Raw genomic sequence first — 19346 nt, forward strand, 5'->3', positions numbered from 1 at the left:
GGAGATTACAGCGATGAATTGTTATGACGAGCTGGTTGCCCGCGGTCTGATCGCGCAGGTGACAAATGAGGAAGAGATCCGTAAGATGGTCAATGAGGGAAAGGCAACGTTCTACATTGGATTTGACCCGACCGCAGACAGCCTTCATGTTGGACACTTTATGGCACTGTGCCTGATGAAGCGTCTTCAGATGGCAGGAAACAAGCCGATCGCTCTGATCGGAGGCGGTACTGCAATGGTAGGAGACCCGTCCGGTCGTACCGATATGCGTCAGATGATGACGGTTGAGACGATCCAGCACAACTGCGAGTGCTTCAAGAAGCAGATGAGCCGTTTCATCGATTTCGGTGAGGGTAAGGCAATGATGGTAAACAATGCAGACTGGCTGTTAAAGCTGAACTACATTGAGTTGCTTCGCGATGTAGGCGCTTGCTTCTCTGTAAACAACATGCTTCGCGCAGAGTGCTACAAACAGCGTATGGAGAAGGGACTGAGCTTCCTTGAGTTCAACTACATGATCATGCAGAGCTACGACTTCTATGAGCTGTTCCAGCGTTACGGCTGTAACATGCAGTTTGGCGGAGATGATCAGTGGAGCAACATGCTCGGCGGTACCGAGCTGATTCGTCGTAAGCTGGGTAAGGATGCTCATGCGATGACAATCACCCTGCTCTTAAACTCTGAGGGCAAGAAGATGGGTAAGACCCAGTCTGGCGCTGTATGGCTTGATCCGGAGAAGACCTCCCCGTTCGACTTCTACCAGTACTGGAGAAATGTAGACGATGCAGACGTATTAAAGTGCCTGCGTATGCTGACCTTCCTTCCGCTTGAGCAGATCGATGAGATGGATAAATGGGAAGGAAGTCAGTTAAATACTGCAAAAGAGATCCTTGCATTTGAGCTGACGAAACTCGTTCATGGTGAGGAAGAGGCAGTTAAGGCTCAGACTGCTGCAAAGGCTCTGTTCTCCGGTCAGGGAAGCCTTGAGAACATGCCGTCCTACCAGCTGAAGGAGGAGGATTTCACAGACGGAGCAATCGACCTTCTCGCTGTTCTTCAGAAGTCCGGTCTTGCTTCCTCTCGTTCCGAGGCACGCAGAAACGTTGAGCAGGGCGGTGTATCGGTCAACGGAACTCAGGTAAAGGATATCAAGGCATCCTTCACAAAGGACGATTTCGGCGGAGACGGAATGGTTGTAAAGCGCGGTAAGAAGAACTTTATGAAGGTTACTCTGTAATCCCCTCTGGAAACCAGATTAAGATGATTAAAAAGAAAAAATTTTTAAAAGAGTATCACATCGAGAAAGAAGAACTGAAACGAACCGGCATGAAGTGGGATGAGCTGAATGCGATCTACGATCACTATTGTCAGCTTGAGGGACAGTTGAAACGGATCGGAAAGGATTTTGTGAATGATTACCTGTACGACATTGAGCGTGCAGGCATTCACTCCTACCGCTACCGCACGAAACAGCCCGGTCACCTGATTGAGAAGATCATCCGCAAGAAGCAGATGACTCCCGATCCGTATCAGTACATCGATCGGACAAATTACTGGAAATACATGACGGACTTGATTGGAATCCGCGTCTTCTTCCTTTACCGGGAAGATTGGATTCGCTTTCACAACTACATCACTTCCGTGTTTGAGAATAATCCGGAATGTTATATAGAAGACCGCCTGATGGATTTTGATGAGAATCCCGATCACTATTATATTGCGGAGCGCCCGAAGGTTTACCGCAGAACGGGTGATACTAGAATCTATGACAAGCGCCTGATCGACATCAAGTCGGACGGCATTTACCGGTCTCTGCACTATATCATTAAATATAAAGGATATTATGTGGAGATTCAGGGAAGAACGCTTTTTGAGGAAGGTTGGAGTGAGATCGACCACGACATCGTCTACCCGTATTTTCAGGATGATGAGATGCTGACGGATTTCTCGACTCTGCTCAATCGTCTCGCGGGAATGGCAGATGAGATGAGTTCTTATTTCCGTCGAATCAAGGATATGAAGATGGAATCCGCTGAGAAAGCCGAGAAGGCTGAAAAAGAAGAAAAAGCCGACAAAGCCGATAAAGCTCAAAAATCTGAGAAAACAGAAAAAATAGAAAAGACAGAGAAGACAGAGAAAGCGGAGAAGCCGGAAAAGTCTGAGAAATCTGAGAATCCGAGTAAGGCGGACAAGGCGACAAAAAAAGCGTCAAAAAAAGAAAAAGAAGCTCAAAAAACCGAATAAAAATCGAAGAAACGTCGAAAAAGAAAGAATACTGTTTACGGATTGTTCCGAAAACGGTATTCTTTTTTTCATATTTTTTTGCCCCCTTTCATATCTTTCCATTAGAGCGTGTCCCGGAGAGGGATTCAAGAAAGGGGGGGAAGGCGATGGATACACATTTCATGCAAGAGGTATCCAAGATGGTTCATGTTCTGAAAACGCGCGGAAAAAAATTCTGTGCGGTACTTTTGTGCGTGACGCTTGCGATGGGAAGTGGACTGTTTCACTTGGCAGTCGTCGCATCGTCGGGAAACGATGGTGTGACAGAACTTGAACTTGACCCAAAGCAATTTTACGCATGCATTCAGCAGACCGTGAAGGCTCAGAAGTCCCTGAATCCGGATGACCGGAAGTGGAGAGGGGCATATGCCGGAGAGTACCAGAACATTCTCTACGGGGAGGATGGAGAGGGAGAGAACCTGTATGAGGTTGCGCTTCCGGAGGACTTCACAAAGAAAAACAGAAAAGAGAAGGTCGGGCTTCATGTGTTTGTACGGCTCGGCGACCGAATCAACCTTGAGAATGATTTGGAGGGTGATTTGGAGAGTGATCTGGACAATGATTTGGAAGGAGATTTAGAAGACGATTTAGAAAGAGATTCAAAGAAAGATTCAGAGAAAAATTCAAATAGAAATTCAGAGAGAAATTCAGAGAGAAATTCGGAGAACAATTTCAAAGATCTCTATGAGTTTCAGGGAGATGAGACGCTGATGTTTCTCTTCACGAATCAGACGGAGGTGACACAGCGCGTCAGCTTAAACCTTGGAAGGTATTCGACCGGAATTGCTTCGATCGGTCCAAAGAGCTGGGTGAAGAGAGGGGTGGACGAGGAGTGGTCAACGGGATCGGATACATTTGGCAGTGCGACGAACTCTGATTCTGATGAGTTTGAGGCGATGGAATCGGAGGAGAGAAAAGCGGAACTTGGGACAACCTCAAATGCGGATGGTATTTCCAATACAGTTTCCAATTCCGATGCATTTGCGACGCCCTCAAATGCCGAGCATCAGACCTTGAATGGTGAGTGGCTGGAAATGGTTTTAGCAGACCGCAGACCGGGAAGAGGATTTGTGACGACGGCAGAAGATCTTGAACTTGACCAGCTCAGGGCTCTCGCCTCGGATTCCGATGCAGATTTTTATGAATCGGAGACGGAACTCGCTGTTGTGCGCGCGTGGGCAGAGCCGGGAACATTGCCGGATCATGCGAGTCTTGAGGTCACGCAGATAAGCGGAGACAACGGGCAGGATGGCGAAGAATATCAGGAATACCAAGAGTACCAGAAATACCAGAGGGCAAAAGAAGCTCTCGATCAGCAGGAGATCGCGTATGACGGAATGATGGCATTTGATATCGGATTTCTTGATGAGCAGGGGGAGGAGATTGAGCCGGACGGAATTGTGGAGGTACATATTGAACTCAAGGATGGGGCGCTTCCTGAGGATGCAGATCCCGAGTCGCTTGCGGTTCAGCATCTGCTTGAGAACGGCGAGGAGGTGGAAGTGCGCCAGATGAATGTGGAGGGCGAACCGCTCGAGTTTAAGACGGACAGTTTTTCGACCTACACGGTGACATTCCGGACGGAGATCACGTCGATCCGATCGATCGCGATTCGAGATGACATTGCAAACAGCGGAACGCTGATTCCACTGATCAATGGCGCAGAGCTGACCCAGGGTGGATCGGGAAGACTCTTTCTTCAGTGGTATCGTCAGACTTCAGACGGAGACTGGGAAGCAGTGGAGCGCGTCAAGGTCAGCGGAGATTCCTACAACGTCTCAGACGACGGAAGACTCAACGTCGCCCTCGATATTTATACAAGGCGAACCGAGGATTCTGATTACCGGAACAAGCAGTATACATACAGGGTCGAGGCATGGCTTGAGGGGGATGAAAACAACAAAAAAGTGTCGCCATCCTACACCGAACCGTATTATATGCAACTTCAGAACGGCGGATTTGAGAATCCTTCTGTGAAAAAGTGGGTTAAATATAAGGAATCTTCTTTTGTCCAGCTTCCAAATGGAACGAGCGGACTTGTATGGCGGACGACGGGATCGGATGGAAAAATCGAGATCACGGGAGACAATCCGAGTGGAGCCTATCACTTTACCGACTATGTCGAGGGAGAGCGGGCTGCCGAGTTAAACTGTGAGGCGTATGGTTCTCTGTATCAGGATGTCCTGACCGTTCCGGGTTCGGAGCTTCACTGGCAACTTTCCCATGTCGGCAGAGAGGGAGCTGACACGATGCGTGTCGTGATCATGTCGGCACCGGAGGCAATCGCTTCGAATATTACGAGTCAGAGCGCAATGGAGACACTTTGGGCGGAGCACCCGGAATATTTCCAGATTGCAGATGGACTCACGAGTGCAGATATCACAGATGGACCGGCAAACTGGAAAACGTATTCCGGTGAGTATCAGGTTCCGGCAGGTCAGTATCTGACGCGGTTCTTCTTTGTCGCAGTCAATGCCGTAGGTGGAGCGACGCAGGGAAATCTGATCGACAATGTGTGGTTCAGCACGGAGCTTCCGCCGGCAAGACCGGATCGCGGACATTTGACGCTGAAAAAGACGGTGGTTGGTCTCGACGCAGAGGATGCGCAGAATTATCGGGTGACTGTGACAGCGAAGAAGGCGGGCAGTGAGGAGACTCTGACGGCAGAGCTTTTCGGATTTGTCGCAAATGGTGATGGAAGTTATTCGGCGATGAGAACGTTCCAGAATGTAGGGACCGGAACGTATGAGGTATCTGAGACTGTGTCGGAGACGGTGAAAGATTTGCTCTCGGAAAAGTATCAGGGTCCGACGAGTACGGTCAATGGAGTGAGCGGAACGAGCACGACGGTTGAGGTTTATGACCAGAGTGAGACGGTTGCAGAATTTGCGAACACCTATGTGATTTATTCGGCTCAGGTCACGGTGGAAAAGCAGGTGACCGGAAATATGGGTGGTAAGCGAGAGAAGTTCCTTTTCCGCGCGGAGGTGTCGAGAGCGGGAAGCCCGATCAGACAGCTTGAATTCTCGCTTCAGGATAAGGATCACGCTTCTTCTGAGGAGACGAGATCCCGCATGCTCACAGAGCTTCGTGAGGGTGACGTCGTGACGATCACGGAGACGGGAGGTGCGAGCGGATATGAGACGATACCGGCGGTGAGTGGAAATGTTTCGGATACGCAGATTCTCGACTCCGGAAAGACGATCCGGTTTGTGATCGGAAGCGGAGCGGGAGATATCCGGGTGATCTTCACAAATAACCGGGAGATCACGTCCCCGACAGGACTTCCGGAACAGAAACTTTCCGGTTTGCTTGCGATGATGGGACTCTTGTTTGGATCTGTCAGGATCTGGAGTGAGGGAGGTTTCTCGGCAGGAAAGAGAAGAAAATAGAGTTGTGAACGTGCAATGTAAAATATTTGTTTGAGAGAACGTGCGGGAAGTTCAGAAAAAGGCGTGAGAAGTTTAGGGGAAAGCGTAAAAAGTTCAGAGGAAAATGGAAATGGGGAAGCGAAGATGAGGAAATGGGCGGAGAAGAGAGAAGGGGAAGAGAGAGGTGGAGAGGAGAGAAACAGGCTGAGAGAAGAAATCGTGATGTTTCTTCGGAATCTGGCAGTCATGGTGCTTACGCTGATCGTGATGTTCGGCGTGGTATTTGGATTTTACCGCGTGAGTGACAATGCGATGTCACCGCGGGTCAGCGCCGGGGATCTCCTGCTTTACTATCGTCTGGAAAAACAGTTGCGAACTCAGGATGTGGTTGTGCTCAAAAAGGAGGGAAAACGCTATGTAGGAAGAATTGTGGCAAAGAGTGGAGATCAGGTGGAGGTCACGGAGGACGCATGTCTCAAAGTAAATGGAAATCTGATTGTGGAGACGGATATTTTTTACGATACGCTCCGAGATGGAGATTATCTCGATTACCCCGTAACACTCGGAGACGGTCAGTATTTTGTGCTTGGAGATTTCCGAATCGGTGCAGAGGACAGCCGGTATTTTGGTCCGGTGGAAAAGAGCGAAATTCTCGGAAAAGTGTTGATTTTGTTTAGAAGAACCGGATTTTGAGAAATGCAGATAAAGTGGAAACAGTGAAAACAAACGAATAAAAGCGAATAAGGTGCAACTGGCAGTGGTGATATGATCGCAGTTTTTCATGCGATGATATAAAAATGGTTTCTGCGTGTTTTCAGCGTGTGTGTCAAACGTGCGGATAGAAACCGAAAATGTGTTGGAAAGAGAGGATTATCTATGAGACGAAGAAGAATGGGAAAGAAGGCTATGGTGGTAACGATGACGGCAGTAGCGCTGTCTTCGATCGGAGCGCTTCCGGCATTTGCAGAGGTGACACCGATTGAGTCTGTGAGTCTGATCAAGAAGGTTCCAACAGACGGAAAGACGTACTCACCGGCGACCTCGTTCTCGTTTGAGCTTACCGAGGGTGAGGCAGGAACCTTTGGAAATCAGGTAGTCTATGCCGGTGTTAGCGGAGGTCTGACGTTAGACCCGAATAATTCCTTTGACTTTACACCGGGAAATGAGGGCGTGCTTGCGGAGTACAGCAAGACCGGAGCGATTCTGGTGGATGCGACGAAGTTTACGGCTCCGGGTGTCTATCATTATCAGGTGAAGGAGAACATTCCGGAAGCTCTGGCAGACCGGTATGAAGGAATCACCTATGATGAGAGTGTTTATGATGTCTATGTCTATGTGGAGAACAATGACGACTACACCGGATATATCGTGTCTGCGGTGAAGGCGACACTGGATGATGGAGAGAACAAGTCAGATGATCTGGTGTTCAGAAATGATTATGATGGTGTACATAAGCTGACTCTGACGAAGGAGGTAACCGGTAATCAGGGTAATCGCGACAAGGAGTTTGAGTTCACGATCCAGGTGAACGGACAGGAAAATGAGAAGTATGCGACAAACTACACGCTCGCGGATGGAAGCACGCTCGTGCTCACAAGTGGAGCGGATGCTGTGACGATATCCCTCAAGCACGGTGAGTCGATCGAGGTCTATGGACTTTCCGCAAATGATGTCTATACGATCGTCGAGGCAAGTTATGCATCCGATGGATATGCGACGACGATCACGGGTGCAGATTCCTCAGATGGTCTGACTGCAACCGGTAAGACAGACACTGGGGATGACACGGTTGTTTACACGAATGATAAGACTATCACTTCGCCGACCGGTATTGCAATGGAATTTGGACCGTATGCGCTGATGCTCGGAACAGCGGGAGCACTCGGTGGTATGTTCTTCCGCAAGAAGAGAGAGGAGTAAGGTTTAATAGTTTGATGGAGCGAGTTATGAAGTGAGGCGCTCCGACGGCGAGAGAAAGTCCTGCAAACGCGCTCTCGCTCCGGGTTCAACGCAACGGTGCATAAGGTTGCAAAATACGCAACCTAAACACCGGCGTTTCACACGGGTTTGCAGGATCTTTCTCGCCTTACGTCGCTAATAATGTGAGTGTGGCGAGGTAGATGAAAAGATAGGATTCAGTAGAGCCTTTGTGACGATCAAGATAATTAATAGTATGATGGCATCCTTGGGTGAGAAAGGAGGAATCCCAGAGTGGAACTGGTAGGGCGTATGGCGTGGGCGGGAAACCGGATGCTTCGGATTCTGGCGGGCATTTTGATTTTGCTGATGCTTTTCTTTGGTGGCTGGTCGCTCTGGGAGAACTTCCAGCTTGGTCGGGAGGCTTTCTCAAATGAACGGCTTCTGCAATACAAGCCGGGTGCGGATGGAGGAGAGGAGACGTACAGTCTGGATGAACTGATAAGGCTGAATCCGGATACACGGGGGTGGCTGACGATTGAGGGAACGCATATCGATTATCCGGTTGTGCAGGGAGAGGATGATATGACGTACATCAATAAGAATGTGTTCGGGGAATTTGCCCTGACGGGATCGATCTTTTTATCATGTCTGAACAGCCCGGATTTCTCAGACCCCTATAACCTGATTTATGGTCATCACATGGATAATGGAGGGATGTTCGGAGATGTGATGGAATTCCTTGATTCGGAATACTTTGAGGCGCATCCGGAAGGAACCTTGATTTTGCCCCAGAAGCGTTATCGCATTGTCCTGTTTGCCTGTCTGGAGACAAATGCCTACGATCCGCTTGTCTATCATCCGGGACCGGAATATCAGAATGAAAGACTTCTTGAGGAACTTCGAAATCGAGCATCCATTTATCGGGAGATTGGCGTGAGTAATTCCGATCAGATTGTGGGAATGTCAACCTGTGTAGACGCACAGACGGATGGACGCGTTGTGTTGTTTGGAAAGTTGGAATAAAACGGAAGGAGGAGCGGGAAATATGGATCAGATAAAAAGAAAATGGTTGTCGATACAGTCTGTCGTGGCGACGGGAATCGCTGTGTTTCTGGCAGTGGTGGTCGGAATTGTGGCACTTCCGGCAGTGGCATTTGCATCGTCCGATCTTATCTGGGTATCCATTCCCGTACAGGTGCAGACATCGGGAAATGCGCCGTCAGGAATGACCTACCAGATCGAGCTTGCAAGAAAGCAGGCGGGGACACCGATGCCGGAGACGGCGGGAGATGTCGATCGATTTGTGCTGACCGCAAATGCCGGGGAGAATGTGGTCTTTGAGCGGATTGCGTATTCAGTGCCGGGAAATTATGAGTATGAGATCACGCAGACGACGCAGGATCGGTCCAATTTCACTCTGGATCGGAGTGTTTATCAGGTGACCGTGCACATCTTAAATGGATCGGATGGCAAACTTGAGAGTGGACTTTCCGTGGAAAAGCGTGCGGGGGACAATCAGACAGAACCCGGAGCGAAGGCGGAAAGCATTTTGTTTGCAAACAAGTATTCACACTCATCCGAAGGCGGTGGTCATTCTGGCGGTGGTTCGTCGTCGGGGGGAGGATCTTCATCATCGGGAAGCTCAGGTTCGACGAGTACGTCGGAGACGACGGCTGGCGAGCCGGCAGAGACATTTCCGGATATTCTGTTTCCTGAGCAGGAAGTCGTGCTTCCTCAGCCGTTTGCCCTGCCTAAGACCGGGGATCTCACCCATGAATGGTTGTGGGCAGTACTTGCAGGTGTTTCCGGAGTGGTCGGAACTGCGCTTGTGATCGGAACCTTTGTCGGAAAGAAGAGACGGAAAGCGGAGGAAAATGGAAGCCGTCTGGCATGAAGATGGAAGCCGATGAGGAAACATAAAAATGAGATGACGCAAAACCGATGAGAGAGATAGATAAGAGAGACCGATAAAAGAGATGGATGAGAAAGAAATTGATGAAGAGACAAAAAGAATGAGAGAAGAGTGAGCGGAAAATCAGAGAAAAAGGGATTGACGAGAGCGATTGATGAGAGAACAGAAATAAAATAAAAGAACATGAAAAACAGGAAAAAAATGAAAGAACGGGAACATGCGGGAGGACGAATTGGGATTCTGATCTGTGCAGTCGTATTTCTGATTTCTTCTGTCGAGTGGGGGCGAACCCGGATGCAGGCAGTCAGGGAGGCGGATACGATTGCACAGCTTGCAGAATTGACACGGCAGGAGACAGGCACAGTTACGCAGTCCCGGTTTTTGCCATGGGCTGATTTGGAGGAAGGACAGAAAAAGGGGACATCCGAGCAGGAAATGCCAGATCAGAACATGCAGAAGAAAAATCTTCTTGAGCAGGAGAGGGATCACGCGACCCGCGATTACGCAAAATTGAGTGATCTCAATTCGGATTTTGCAGGATGGCTCTGGATTCCGGGAACGGCGGTTGATCTTCCGGTTATGAATGATCCGGGAGATCCTCAAAAATATCTGCGAAAAGATTTTTTTGGAAAATCTTCGGCAGGTGGAAGCCTGTTTTTTGCACAGGGATGCGGGGCGGAGAGTGACTGTCTGTTGATCTACGGGCACAATATGAGAAATGGAACGATGTTTGGCTCGCTCAGGCGTTATGAAAAAAAAGAGTACTGGGAAAATCATCGCCAGATTCACTTTTATATGCCGGAAGTTTCGTGCTCGTATGAGGTTTTTGCCGTGTTTCGGACAACGGTCTCAGAATCAGAAATGGTTTCGGAAACGGAAATGGCGACGGGGGCGAATGCAGATGGTCGAGGGGAGAATTTCCCCTATTATCGCTATGCGGGAAATCTGGATCAGGAGGCGTTTCAAAATTTGATTCGGGAGATTCGTGGACATGCCTGTTATGACACGGGGATTGTGCCCGAGTATGGAGATCAGATCCTGATGCTTTCCACCTGTAGTTATCATGCAAAAAATGGGCGGTTTGTCGTTGTGGCAAGAAAGGGTTACTGTTCAGAGGTAGGCACTTTTGGAACCGAAAGTGCCGTAAGATAACGTGGTGGTAGCGGGAATTTGCCGTATTTAAATGCGAAGCCACGGCAAATTCCGTTACTGGGCACGTGCGCGTGAACAATAACAAGAAAGGTCATGTGAAGTGTGATCCTGCAACGAGACTATTGACAGAAAATGAGATTTTTTTTATAATGAAATCTGTTTCATGGATATTCATGTGCAAGCAGAAAGGATTTTTTATCAGATGGACGATAGCGACAACCAGAGTGACAGTGATGAAAACCATATGTTTATGATGCGTTGTGAGATAGAAGAGGCATAGTCTGTTCTCTAAGGGGAGAGCAGGCTGTGCCTTTTGTGCGTGTCAAACGACACAGAGAATGAAAATAAGTGGAAGAATGGGTATCCTCAAAAAGTATTAGACAGGAAAAATGGAAACAGAGATGGAACTAAAGGAGAGAGTGTGATGAGTAGTAACAGTGTACAGTTGGCAGTGATTCTTGTCTGCCTGGTGATGTCTGCCTATTTTTCGGCGACGGAGACGGCGTTTTCTTCGCTAAACCGAATTCGAGTCAAAAATATGGCGGATAAGGGAAACAAGAGAGCGGAGCTAGTGATGAAGCTGGAGGATAATTTTGACAATATGCTGTCCTCGATGCTGATCGGAAACAACATTGTAAATATTTTGGGAACGTCACTGGCAACATTGATGTGCGTGCGGATTCTCGGAGAGGAGAACGGCGCGAGCGTTTCCACGGTGATTATGACGATTGTGGTGCTCGTGTTTGGTGAGGTAACGCCGAAGAGTGTTGCAAAGGAAATGCCGGAACAGTTTGCAATGTTTTCTGCGCCGTTTATGAACATTTTGACAAAGATTCTGACGCCGTTAAACTTCCTGTTTGCGCAGTGGAAAAAACTGCTTGCAAAGTTATTCCAGATGGAGAACGATCATGGAATCACAGAGGAAGAACTGCTGACGTTCGTGGAGGAAGCGAAGGAAGACGGTGGAATTGATGAGCAGGAGGGACGCCTGATCCGAAATGCCGTAGAGTTTACGGAGCGGGATGTCATGGACATCGGAACTCCGCGTGTCGATGTGATCGGTGTGCCGGAGGACGCAGAGCTGACGGAGATTGATCAGGTGTTTGCGGAGACGATGTTTTCCCGTCTTCCGGTTTACCGGGAAAATATTGACTGCATCGTCGGAATTATTTACCAGAAAGATTTTTATTCTAAGGTTTATCACAAGGGCGGAAAGCTCGCCGATATCATCCGCCCGGCGCTCTTTGTGTCGGAGAGCAAGAAGATTGGTTCTCTGCTCAAAGAGCTTCAGCAACAGAAAATGCACATCGCTGTGATTGCCGATGAGTTCGGTGGAACGGCGGGAATCGTGACGCTTGAGGATATTCTGGAGGAGCTTGTTGGAGAAATCTGGGATGAGCATGATGAGGTCATTCAGGAGATCGAGAAGATTTCCGATCATGAATATATTGTGCGCGGAGATGTAAATCTTGACAAGTTCATGGATCTGATCGGACGGGAGACCGAGAGTGAGGCGCAGACCGTCAGTGGATGGGTGATGGATCTGTCGGGTGAGATTCCGGATGAGGGAGATGTGATCACCGGCGAGGATTTGAAGGTTACGGTACTCGAGATGGACCGCAGACGCGTCGAACGGGTGAAGATTGAGATTCTTCCGAAGAAGGAGAAAGACGAGGAAGACTAGGAAAAATAGGCAATCGGAATGACGGTGTTTCACTTTGAATGATAGAAAAACAGCTGTGAGACAGTGGGGAGATGATTCCCCAGCTGAATCACAGCTGTTTTTGTTTGTAGAATTCGTATGTGGTATCTGTATGTAGCAGATGTTTCGTTTCTTTTCTTTTACAGATCGTACAGATCGGATTACGGAGAGATTCCGTGGTTTCGGTGTTAGTTAATGATTAATGACCCTGACGGCAATCAATCAGCTCGTAATCACGGCTTCCAAGACCGATCTTCTCTGCATGCTCAAGGCAGGAACGCCACTCAGACTCCGGGGTGGAGTTGCGGAACGGATCGTGATGATCGTGGAAGTGAGGCTCGGACATATGGCGGTCGAGCTGGCTTCCCGGCATCGGAGATGCTTTCATGCAGGCATCCACGCAAGCCTGATCGAGGGCAAGCGGATCGAAGGAAGCGAACATACCGATATTCGGAAGAATCGGAACATCGTTCTCACCGTGGCAGTCGCAGTTCGGGGAAACGTCCACGATCAGGGAGATGTGGAAGTTCGGGCGACCATCGACAACGGCCTTGGTGTACTCTGCCATACGGCAGTTTAAGAGCTCATTTGCATTGTTGTTATCAAAGCTGATCGCATCAAAGTTACATGCTCCAAGACAGCGACCACAGCCGACACAGTTGTCCTGGTTGACGTGCATCTTGCGGGCTTCCTTGTCAAATACGAGACCGCCATTTGCACACTCTCTCTGACAGCGAGTACATCCACGGCAGAGTGCTTCGTCGATGTGCGGTTTGCCACTGCAATGCTGTTCGGTCTTTCCGGCGCGGGAACCACAACCCATACCGATGTTCTTGATCGCACCGCCGAAACCGGTCATCTCATGACCCTTGAAATGGGTCAGGCTGATGAAAACGTCGGCATCCATGACAGCGCGTCCGATCTTTGCAGATTTTACATACTCACCACCGACAACCGGAACATCGATGTCATCGGTTCCCTTTAAGCCATCGCCGATGATAACCGGGCAACCGACGGTGAGCGGGGTGAAGCCGTTCTCCCAGGCACACTCGAGATGCTCAAGTGCATTCTTACGGCTACCCGGATACATCGTGTTACAGTCGGTCAGGAACGGCTTTCCACCGAACTCCTTTACAACGTCGGCAACTGCCTTTGCATAGTTCGGGCGCAGATAGCTGATGTTTCCAAGCTCGCCGAAATGCATCTTGATTGCAACAAATTTGCCGTTCATATCGATGTCACCGATGCCGGCTTTTTTGATCAGTTTCTTTAATTTGGTTGGAAGACTGTCTCCAAATGCGATGGTATGGAAGTCTGTGAAATAAACTTTTGATTTTGCCATGTGAATATTCCTCTTTCCTTTTTCCTTGACTTTGAGTTTTTAAAAAGTCTCCTAGTTGACCTATTTTATCAGTAAGAGTATAGCACTTAAAGTATACTTTAGGTCAAGCGTTTTCGTGGATTTTTCAGATAAATAATGATATAGTGATTACAGTTTGTAAATAGGAATTTTCTGAACTGAAAATTCCGTATGATACAGTGGTGGAAGCAGATTTTGCCGATTTAGGATGCGAAGCATCGGCAAAATCCGTTACAGTTTGTGCAACGCATAAACTGTAACATATAGTGATTACAGTTTGTAAATAGGAATTTTCTGAATGAAAATTCTGCATCACAGCCGTATGATGAATGATCGAACGAAAGGATTTGAAGGGATTTATTTATGAAATCAGAAAAAATAAAATCAAACATAGAAAATGCGAAATCAGGGGCGCAAAAACCAGCAAAATCAAAGGTGAAAAACAGCCATTTGGCGGAGCAGGTTCAGCACCGGATTTATGAATATATTTTGGAAAAACCGTTTGCAATCGGGGAGAAAATTCCAAATGAGTTTGAGCTGGCGGAAAAATTTGGGGTCGGGCGAAGTACCGTGCGCGAGGCGGTGAAACTGTTGATCTCGAGAGGAATTCTCTCAGTGCGTCAGGGCTCAGGAACCTATGTAACGAGCACAACACCGGCAGATCAGGACCCGCTTGGACTTGGCGGGGAGAAGGACAAGATGGCGCTGGCGCTTGACCTGGCAGAGGCACGTTTGATTTTGGAACCGGGGATTGCGGAGCAGGCAGCCCTCCATGCGACGAAAGAGCAGATCGAGGCGCTTCAAAAAATCTGCGAGAGTGTGGAGCGGAAGATTCGTGCCGGGGAGGATTATATTGAGGAGGATATTGCGTTTCACCGCAGTGTCGCGGAGTGTTCCGGAAATCGTGTGATTCGCCAGCTTGTTCCGATCATCGATTCGGCGGTGCTGATGTTTGTGGATGTGACGCATCAGCAGTTGAAGGAGGAGACGATTCTGACGCATCAGGCGGTTGTGGATGCGATTGCACTTCATGATCCGGTCGGAGCACGGAGCGCGATGGTGATGCATATGACATTCAATCGGAGAATGATTCAGCAGAGAATGCAGGAAGAACAGTCGTTGGATGATTGATAAATCAGAGTGAGATAAAACAAAGTAAGATAAAACAAAGCGAGATAAACTAGAGTGAGAATGCAGGAATTTTTGTTTGGGAAAAATGCCAAAATAGCAGAAAAATACATCTGACGTATTGAAAAATAAAGTCCAATATGCTACGATGAAAATATAAAAACATCTGATGAATTACTGGAAAATGATCGATAAAAAGCATGGAGGACAAGAATATGGAACTGTATAGTCAGACGATTCGAAAACTGGCACCGGAAAATGACCCGCTGAAGATCGGAATGGGTTGGACGAAGGAAGATCTCTCAAAACCGCAGATTCTCGTGGAGAGCACGTTTGGAGACAGCCATCCGGGAAGTGCGCATCTCAACCAGTTTGTGGAGCAGGCAGTGAGCGGTGTGAAGGATGCAGGTGGAAAAGCGGCGCGCTACTATGCGACGGATATCTGCGATGGCATTTCTCAGGGACATGATGGAATCAACTATTCGCTGGCAAGCCGTGACATGATTGCAAATATGGTCGAGATTCACGGAAATTCGATTGGATTTGATGGTGGAGTGTTTATCGCAAGCTGTGACAAGTCAATGCCGGCAATGTTGATGGGAATTGGAAAACTCAAGGAGATGAGTGCGATTGTTGTGACCGGTGGCGTGATGGAGGCACACAAAATCACTCCTAAATATGTCGAGAATGATCCGGGCTGTGCAATCAATGAACTGCTGACGCTTGAGCAGATCGGAAAATTTGATGCTCAGGAAAAGCGCGGTGAGATCCCGGAGGAACAGCTTGATTACTACAAGGAGAATGCCTGCCCGAGCTGCGGAGCCTGCTCCTTTATGGGAACGGCATCGACGATGCAGGTTATGGCAGAAGCCCTTGGACTGATGCTTCCGGGAACGGCGCTGATGCCGGCAACGGCTCCGGAACTGCGTCAGGCTTCTTACGATGCGGGAAAACAGCTGATGAATCTTGTACGTCAGGGAATTCGTGCGAAGGACATTGTGACGAAGGAGAGTTTTGAGAATGCGATCATGGTTCACGCGGCAATCTCTGGTTCCACAAATGCCACGATGCATATTCCGGCAATCGCGCATGAATTTGGCATTGAGATCGATGCAGATACGTTTGATCGGATGCATCGCGGGGCACATTATCTCTTAAATATTCGTCCGTCTGGTGACTGGCCGGCACAGTATTTTTACTATGCAGGAGGTGTTCCGCGTGTGATGGAGGAGATTCGAGGGATGCTTCACCTCGATGTGATGACTGTGACTGGAAAGACGCTCGGGGAGAATCTGGACGAGCTGAAGAAAAATGGATTCTATGAGCACTGCGAGGAGATTTTGAGAGAGAAGAGCAAGGAGCTTGGACGTGAGATTTCCCGCACTGAGATCATCCACAATTTCGATGATGCAAAGGGAACGGACGGAAGCATTGCAATTCTGCGCGGAAATCTTGCTCCGGAGGGATGCGTGATCAAGCATACGGCTTGCCCGAAGGAGATGTTTCAGGCAGTTCTGCGCGCAAGACCGTTTGACAGTGAGGAGGCGTGCATCGATGCCGTTCTCAAAAAGCAGGTACAGCCGGGGGATGCGATCTTTATTCGATATGAGGGACCGAAGGGAAGCGGAATGCCGGAGATGTTCTACACGGGTGAGGCGATTTGTTCCGATCCGGAACTTGCATCGAGTGTAGCGTTGATTACGGATGGACGTTTCTCGGGGGCATCGAGAGGACCGGTTATCGGTCATGTGAGCCCGGAGGCGGCGAGTGGTGGTCCGATTGCACTTGTGGAGGAGAATGATTTGATCCATATTGATGTTCCGGCGCGCATTCTTGAGATTGTCGGAGTCGATGGAAAAGAGCTTCCGCCGGAGGAGATTACGGCGATTCTTGAGGAGAGAAAGAAGGCGTGGAAGCCAAAGGCACCGCGGTATCAGAAGGGAATTTTAAAGTTGTATTCCCAGCACGCAGTGTCGCCGATGAAGGGCGGATATATGGAGTAAGTTGGCTTGAGCGTTTGAGGATGCTGGAGGGCTCCGCAGGAATATAAGTTGGGCAGGTGATAACAGGGGCTCCGACAGAGAAATAAGTCATGCAAACGCGCTCTCGCTCCGGGTTCGACGTAGCGGTGCATAAGGTCGCAAAGAACGCGACCTAAACACCGACGTCTCACACGGGTTTGCATTGACTTTTTCGTCTGCGTCACCCCTGCCTAGTGTACGAATAAATTCCTTGAAAACATTGAGAAGGTAGAACTCATCTACATAAATTTGTAAGAGAAATGTCTTGTTTTTTCAATAGTATTTCTGCGGGCTTTTTGATATACTGCGAGTACAGAGAAGATATATCTGATGTGATAAGATATAGGATCTGTAAAAAGTAAAATATATCAGAAAATCAGAATTGAAATGAAAGTTTGCAGGAAGAGATAGTTAAAGTTATTGTTCGGTTAATACGAAGATAGACGGAGGAATTCTATGAGAAAAAACAAGATGAGATTAATGGCAGCGGGATGTGTGATGATGTTTGCAGTGACGGCGACGGGATGTGCAAAACGGTGCGATGTGAAGGAGACAGCCGTTATTGAGACTGGGGCAAAGACAAGTGAAGTGACAGCGAATGAGGCGGTAAAACCAGAGCATGCGTCAGGAACAACCGCAATGGCGCCTTCCGAGGTTTCTGGGACTTCTGAGGCGGAGAGTGATGTGTCGGAGGAGAGTTTCTGCATTTCGGGTCCGGTTCTGAGTGTGGAAAATGGACAGATCACAATGGACAATCAGTCTGGAAATTCTTATGCGGGAGAGGTTGTTTTGACAGTTAGCTCAGATACGACTACGATTGTAGATGGAGAGCAGGGACTTCCGGTAGATCTGTCTGAGATCAAAGTGGGCGATACGATTTATGCCTACATTGGACCGGCTATGACGATGAGCCTGCCACCGCAGACGAATGCAGAATTTATTGTCTGCAAGGTTCCTGCTGACGCAAAAGCGCCGGAGTATGTGAAAGTAAAGTCCATGGAAGAGAACAAGGATGAAAGCTGGACACTTGTGAGTGATGCGGGAACAACGTATCAGATTGCATCAGATTGTCCGATTCAGCCTTATCTGACGAGACAGATTGTGAAGCTGATTGATGTGGTTGATGGAAGCCGTGTGCTGATCTGGAGCGATGCGCAGAACCAGGCACAGAAGCTGATTCTGTTCAACGAATAAAAAGAATGAAAAAAAGTAATATAGAATAGATTTTGTTGTAAGGGGTGTCTGATTTGAAGACACCCTTTGCGGTATCAAAAATTAAAAACAACAGAGAACTACACAAAATGTAGTGCGGAAAAATAGAAACCAAAGCGGAATCACGAGATAAATATCAAATTGTATAACAAAAAGGAACGCGGGGGAAAGAAAATGAGACTTCTGGCGGATTATCACACACATACAACTTATTGCGATGGAAAGAGCACACCGAGAGAGATGATTGAGTCGGCGTGTCGGATGGGATTTACGGATCTTGGATTTTCAGGTCATGCAGATTATTCGTTTGCAGAACCGGGATTTGGAATGTCAGATGAAAAACTTGCTAAATATTTGAACGAAATTCGGGCACTTCGAGAAGAGTATGCAGATCGGATTCGGATTTATGCGGGAATAGAGCTTGATTGTCTCGGACCGGTGCAGAAAGCGGAGTACGCAATTGGTTCTACGCATTGTGTCTGCAAAAATGGAGTTTATGTGTCTGTGGATGATACGGAAGAAAAACTCATCGATGCGGTGAAGACTCTTTGGAATGGGGACTGGTATGCATTTGTTAGGGATTATTTTGAGTTAGAGGCAACGATCATTGACAGAATGGAATGTGATTGGATCGGACATTTTGATCTGTTGACAAAATTTAACGAAAACAATCGTCATTTTGATGTGACAAGAGATGAGTATCGAGAACCGGCACTCACTGCACTGCGCCGACTCAACGAGGCAGAGATTCCATTTGAGATCAACACCGGAGCAATCTCGCGCGGTTACCGCACCGAACCGTATCCGTCCGCTTTTTTGCTCAAGGAACTGAAAAATATGGGTGGTCGAATTATGATCAGCTCAGACAGCCATCATGCAGATACGATTGGATTTGCATTTGACCAGGCACTGCGCCTTGCAGTAGAGTGTGGATTTCACCGAGTTACAGTGCTCAGACCAGAGGGTTTCCGTGAAGTTGAGATATAATAATTAGATATTTTTTGCTCAAGTAAAGTGTTAGATCTTTTAAGAAATTTTTTTATAGGCTTGGAAGGCGACGGAGGGCGGGAAAGTATATGCAAACCCGTGTGAGACGTCAGTGCTTAGGCTGTGTAGTTTACAGCCTTATGCACTGCTACGTCGAACCCGGAGTAGTTGAATTATTAATACGTTATGGGGAGGTATTTTCGGAACCGAAAATACCGTATGATAAAGTAATTATTGCAGGATTTTGCCAATTTAAGATGCGAAGCATTGGCAAAATCCGCTCATGCTTATGCAACGC

General features: G+C 48.2%; 13 protein-coding genes and 1 pseudogene. 13 read left to right on the top strand and 1 reads right to left on the bottom strand.

The annotated features are described in order from the left end of the window. The first annotated feature begins 13 nt into the window (after positions 1 to 13). The 9 genes and pseudogenes from tyrS to ACR0QT_RS08695 all read left to right on the top strand — a co-directional run bounded on the left by tyrS (position 14) and on the right by ACR0QT_RS08695 (position 12322). Positions 14 to 1237: a tyrosine--tRNA ligase gene (gene tyrS / locus ACR0QT_RS08655; RefSeq protein ID WP_432630415.1), complete on the top strand. Its 1224-nt coding sequence runs from the start codon at positions 14 to 16 to the stop codon at positions 1235 to 1237. A gap of 23 nt (positions 1238 to 1260) precedes the next feature. Next, positions 1261 to 2061 (top strand): annotated as a pseudogene (locus tag ACR0QT_RS08660) (GTP pyrophosphokinase); the annotation flags it as partial. Positions 2062 to 2390: 329 nt separating this feature from the next. After that, positions 2391 to 5675, top strand: a complete 3285-nt coding sequence (locus ACR0QT_RS08665) for a hypothetical protein (RefSeq protein WP_432630416.1) — start codon at positions 2391 to 2393, stop codon at positions 5673 to 5675. Between the two features lie 123 nt (positions 5676 to 5798). Next, positions 5799 to 6347 carry a signal peptidase I gene (gene lepB / locus ACR0QT_RS08670; protein ID WP_432630417.1) on the top strand — a complete coding sequence of 183 codons (549 nt, stop codon included), beginning with the start codon at positions 5799 to 5801 and terminating at the stop codon, positions 6345 to 6347. A 183-nt stretch (positions 6348 to 6530) separates the two neighbouring features. Beyond that, positions 6531 to 7574 carry a DUF7601 domain-containing protein gene (locus ACR0QT_RS08675; RefSeq protein ID WP_432630418.1) on the top strand — a complete coding sequence of 348 codons (1044 nt, stop codon included), beginning with the start codon at positions 6531 to 6533 and terminating at the stop codon, positions 7572 to 7574. 291 nt (positions 7575 to 7865) lie between these two features. Beyond that, positions 7866 to 8597: a class B sortase gene (gene srtB / locus ACR0QT_RS08680; protein WP_432630419.1), complete on the top strand. Its 732-nt coding sequence runs from the start codon at positions 7866 to 7868 to the stop codon at positions 8595 to 8597. 22 nt (positions 8598 to 8619) lie between these two features. Next, positions 8620 to 9468 (top strand): Spy0128 family protein, encoded by an 849-nt coding sequence (locus ACR0QT_RS08685; RefSeq protein WP_432630420.1) that lies wholly within the window; start codon positions 8620 to 8622, stop codon positions 9466 to 9468. A 219-nt stretch (positions 9469 to 9687) separates the two neighbouring features. Then, positions 9688 to 10638: a class B sortase gene (locus ACR0QT_RS08690; RefSeq protein WP_432630421.1), complete on the top strand. Its 951-nt coding sequence runs from the start codon at positions 9688 to 9690 to the stop codon at positions 10636 to 10638. Positions 10639 to 11062: 424 nt separating this feature from the next. Then, positions 11063 to 12322, top strand: coding sequence for an HlyC/CorC family transporter (locus ACR0QT_RS08695; RefSeq protein WP_432630422.1), 1260 nt, complete (start codon positions 11063 to 11065; stop codon positions 12320 to 12322). 217 nt (positions 12323 to 12539) lie between these two features. Here the strand turns inward: ACR0QT_RS08695 and ACR0QT_RS08700 are convergent, their stop codons facing one another. Beyond that, the gene (locus ACR0QT_RS08700) at positions 12540 to 13682 is read right to left on the bottom strand and encodes a DUF362 domain-containing protein (protein ID WP_432630423.1); all 1143 of its coding nucleotides are present in this window, start codon (positions 13680 to 13682) and stop codon (positions 12540 to 12542) included. Positions 13683 to 14063: 381 nt separating this feature from the next. Between ACR0QT_RS08700 and ACR0QT_RS08705 the strand changes: the two genes are divergently transcribed. From ACR0QT_RS08705 to ACR0QT_RS08720, 4 genes are all read left to right on the top strand, one after another. After that, positions 14064 to 14831, top strand: coding sequence for a FadR/GntR family transcriptional regulator (locus ACR0QT_RS08705; protein WP_432630424.1), 768 nt, complete (start codon positions 14064 to 14066; stop codon positions 14829 to 14831). Positions 14832 to 15043: 212 nt separating this feature from the next. Further along, positions 15044 to 16831, top strand: a complete 1788-nt coding sequence (gene ilvD / locus ACR0QT_RS08710) for a dihydroxy-acid dehydratase (protein WP_432630425.1) — start codon at positions 15044 to 15046, stop codon at positions 16829 to 16831. Positions 16832 to 17305: 474 nt separating this feature from the next. After that, entirely contained in the window at positions 17306 to 18043 is a 738-nt protein-coding gene (locus ACR0QT_RS08715) for a hypothetical protein (protein WP_432630426.1), read from the top strand. A 192-nt stretch (positions 18044 to 18235) separates the two neighbouring features. Then, a complete protein-coding gene (locus ACR0QT_RS08720; RefSeq protein WP_432630427.1) occupies positions 18236 to 19048 on the top strand; it encodes a histidinol-phosphatase in 813 nt (270 codons plus the stop codon). Positions 19049 to 19346: the final 298 nt, after the last annotated feature.

The sequence above is a fragment of the Brotaphodocola sp. genome (genome assembly GCF_050873365.1).
Classification (GTDB): Bacteria; Bacillota; Clostridia; order Lachnospirales; family Lachnospiraceae; genus Brotaphodocola.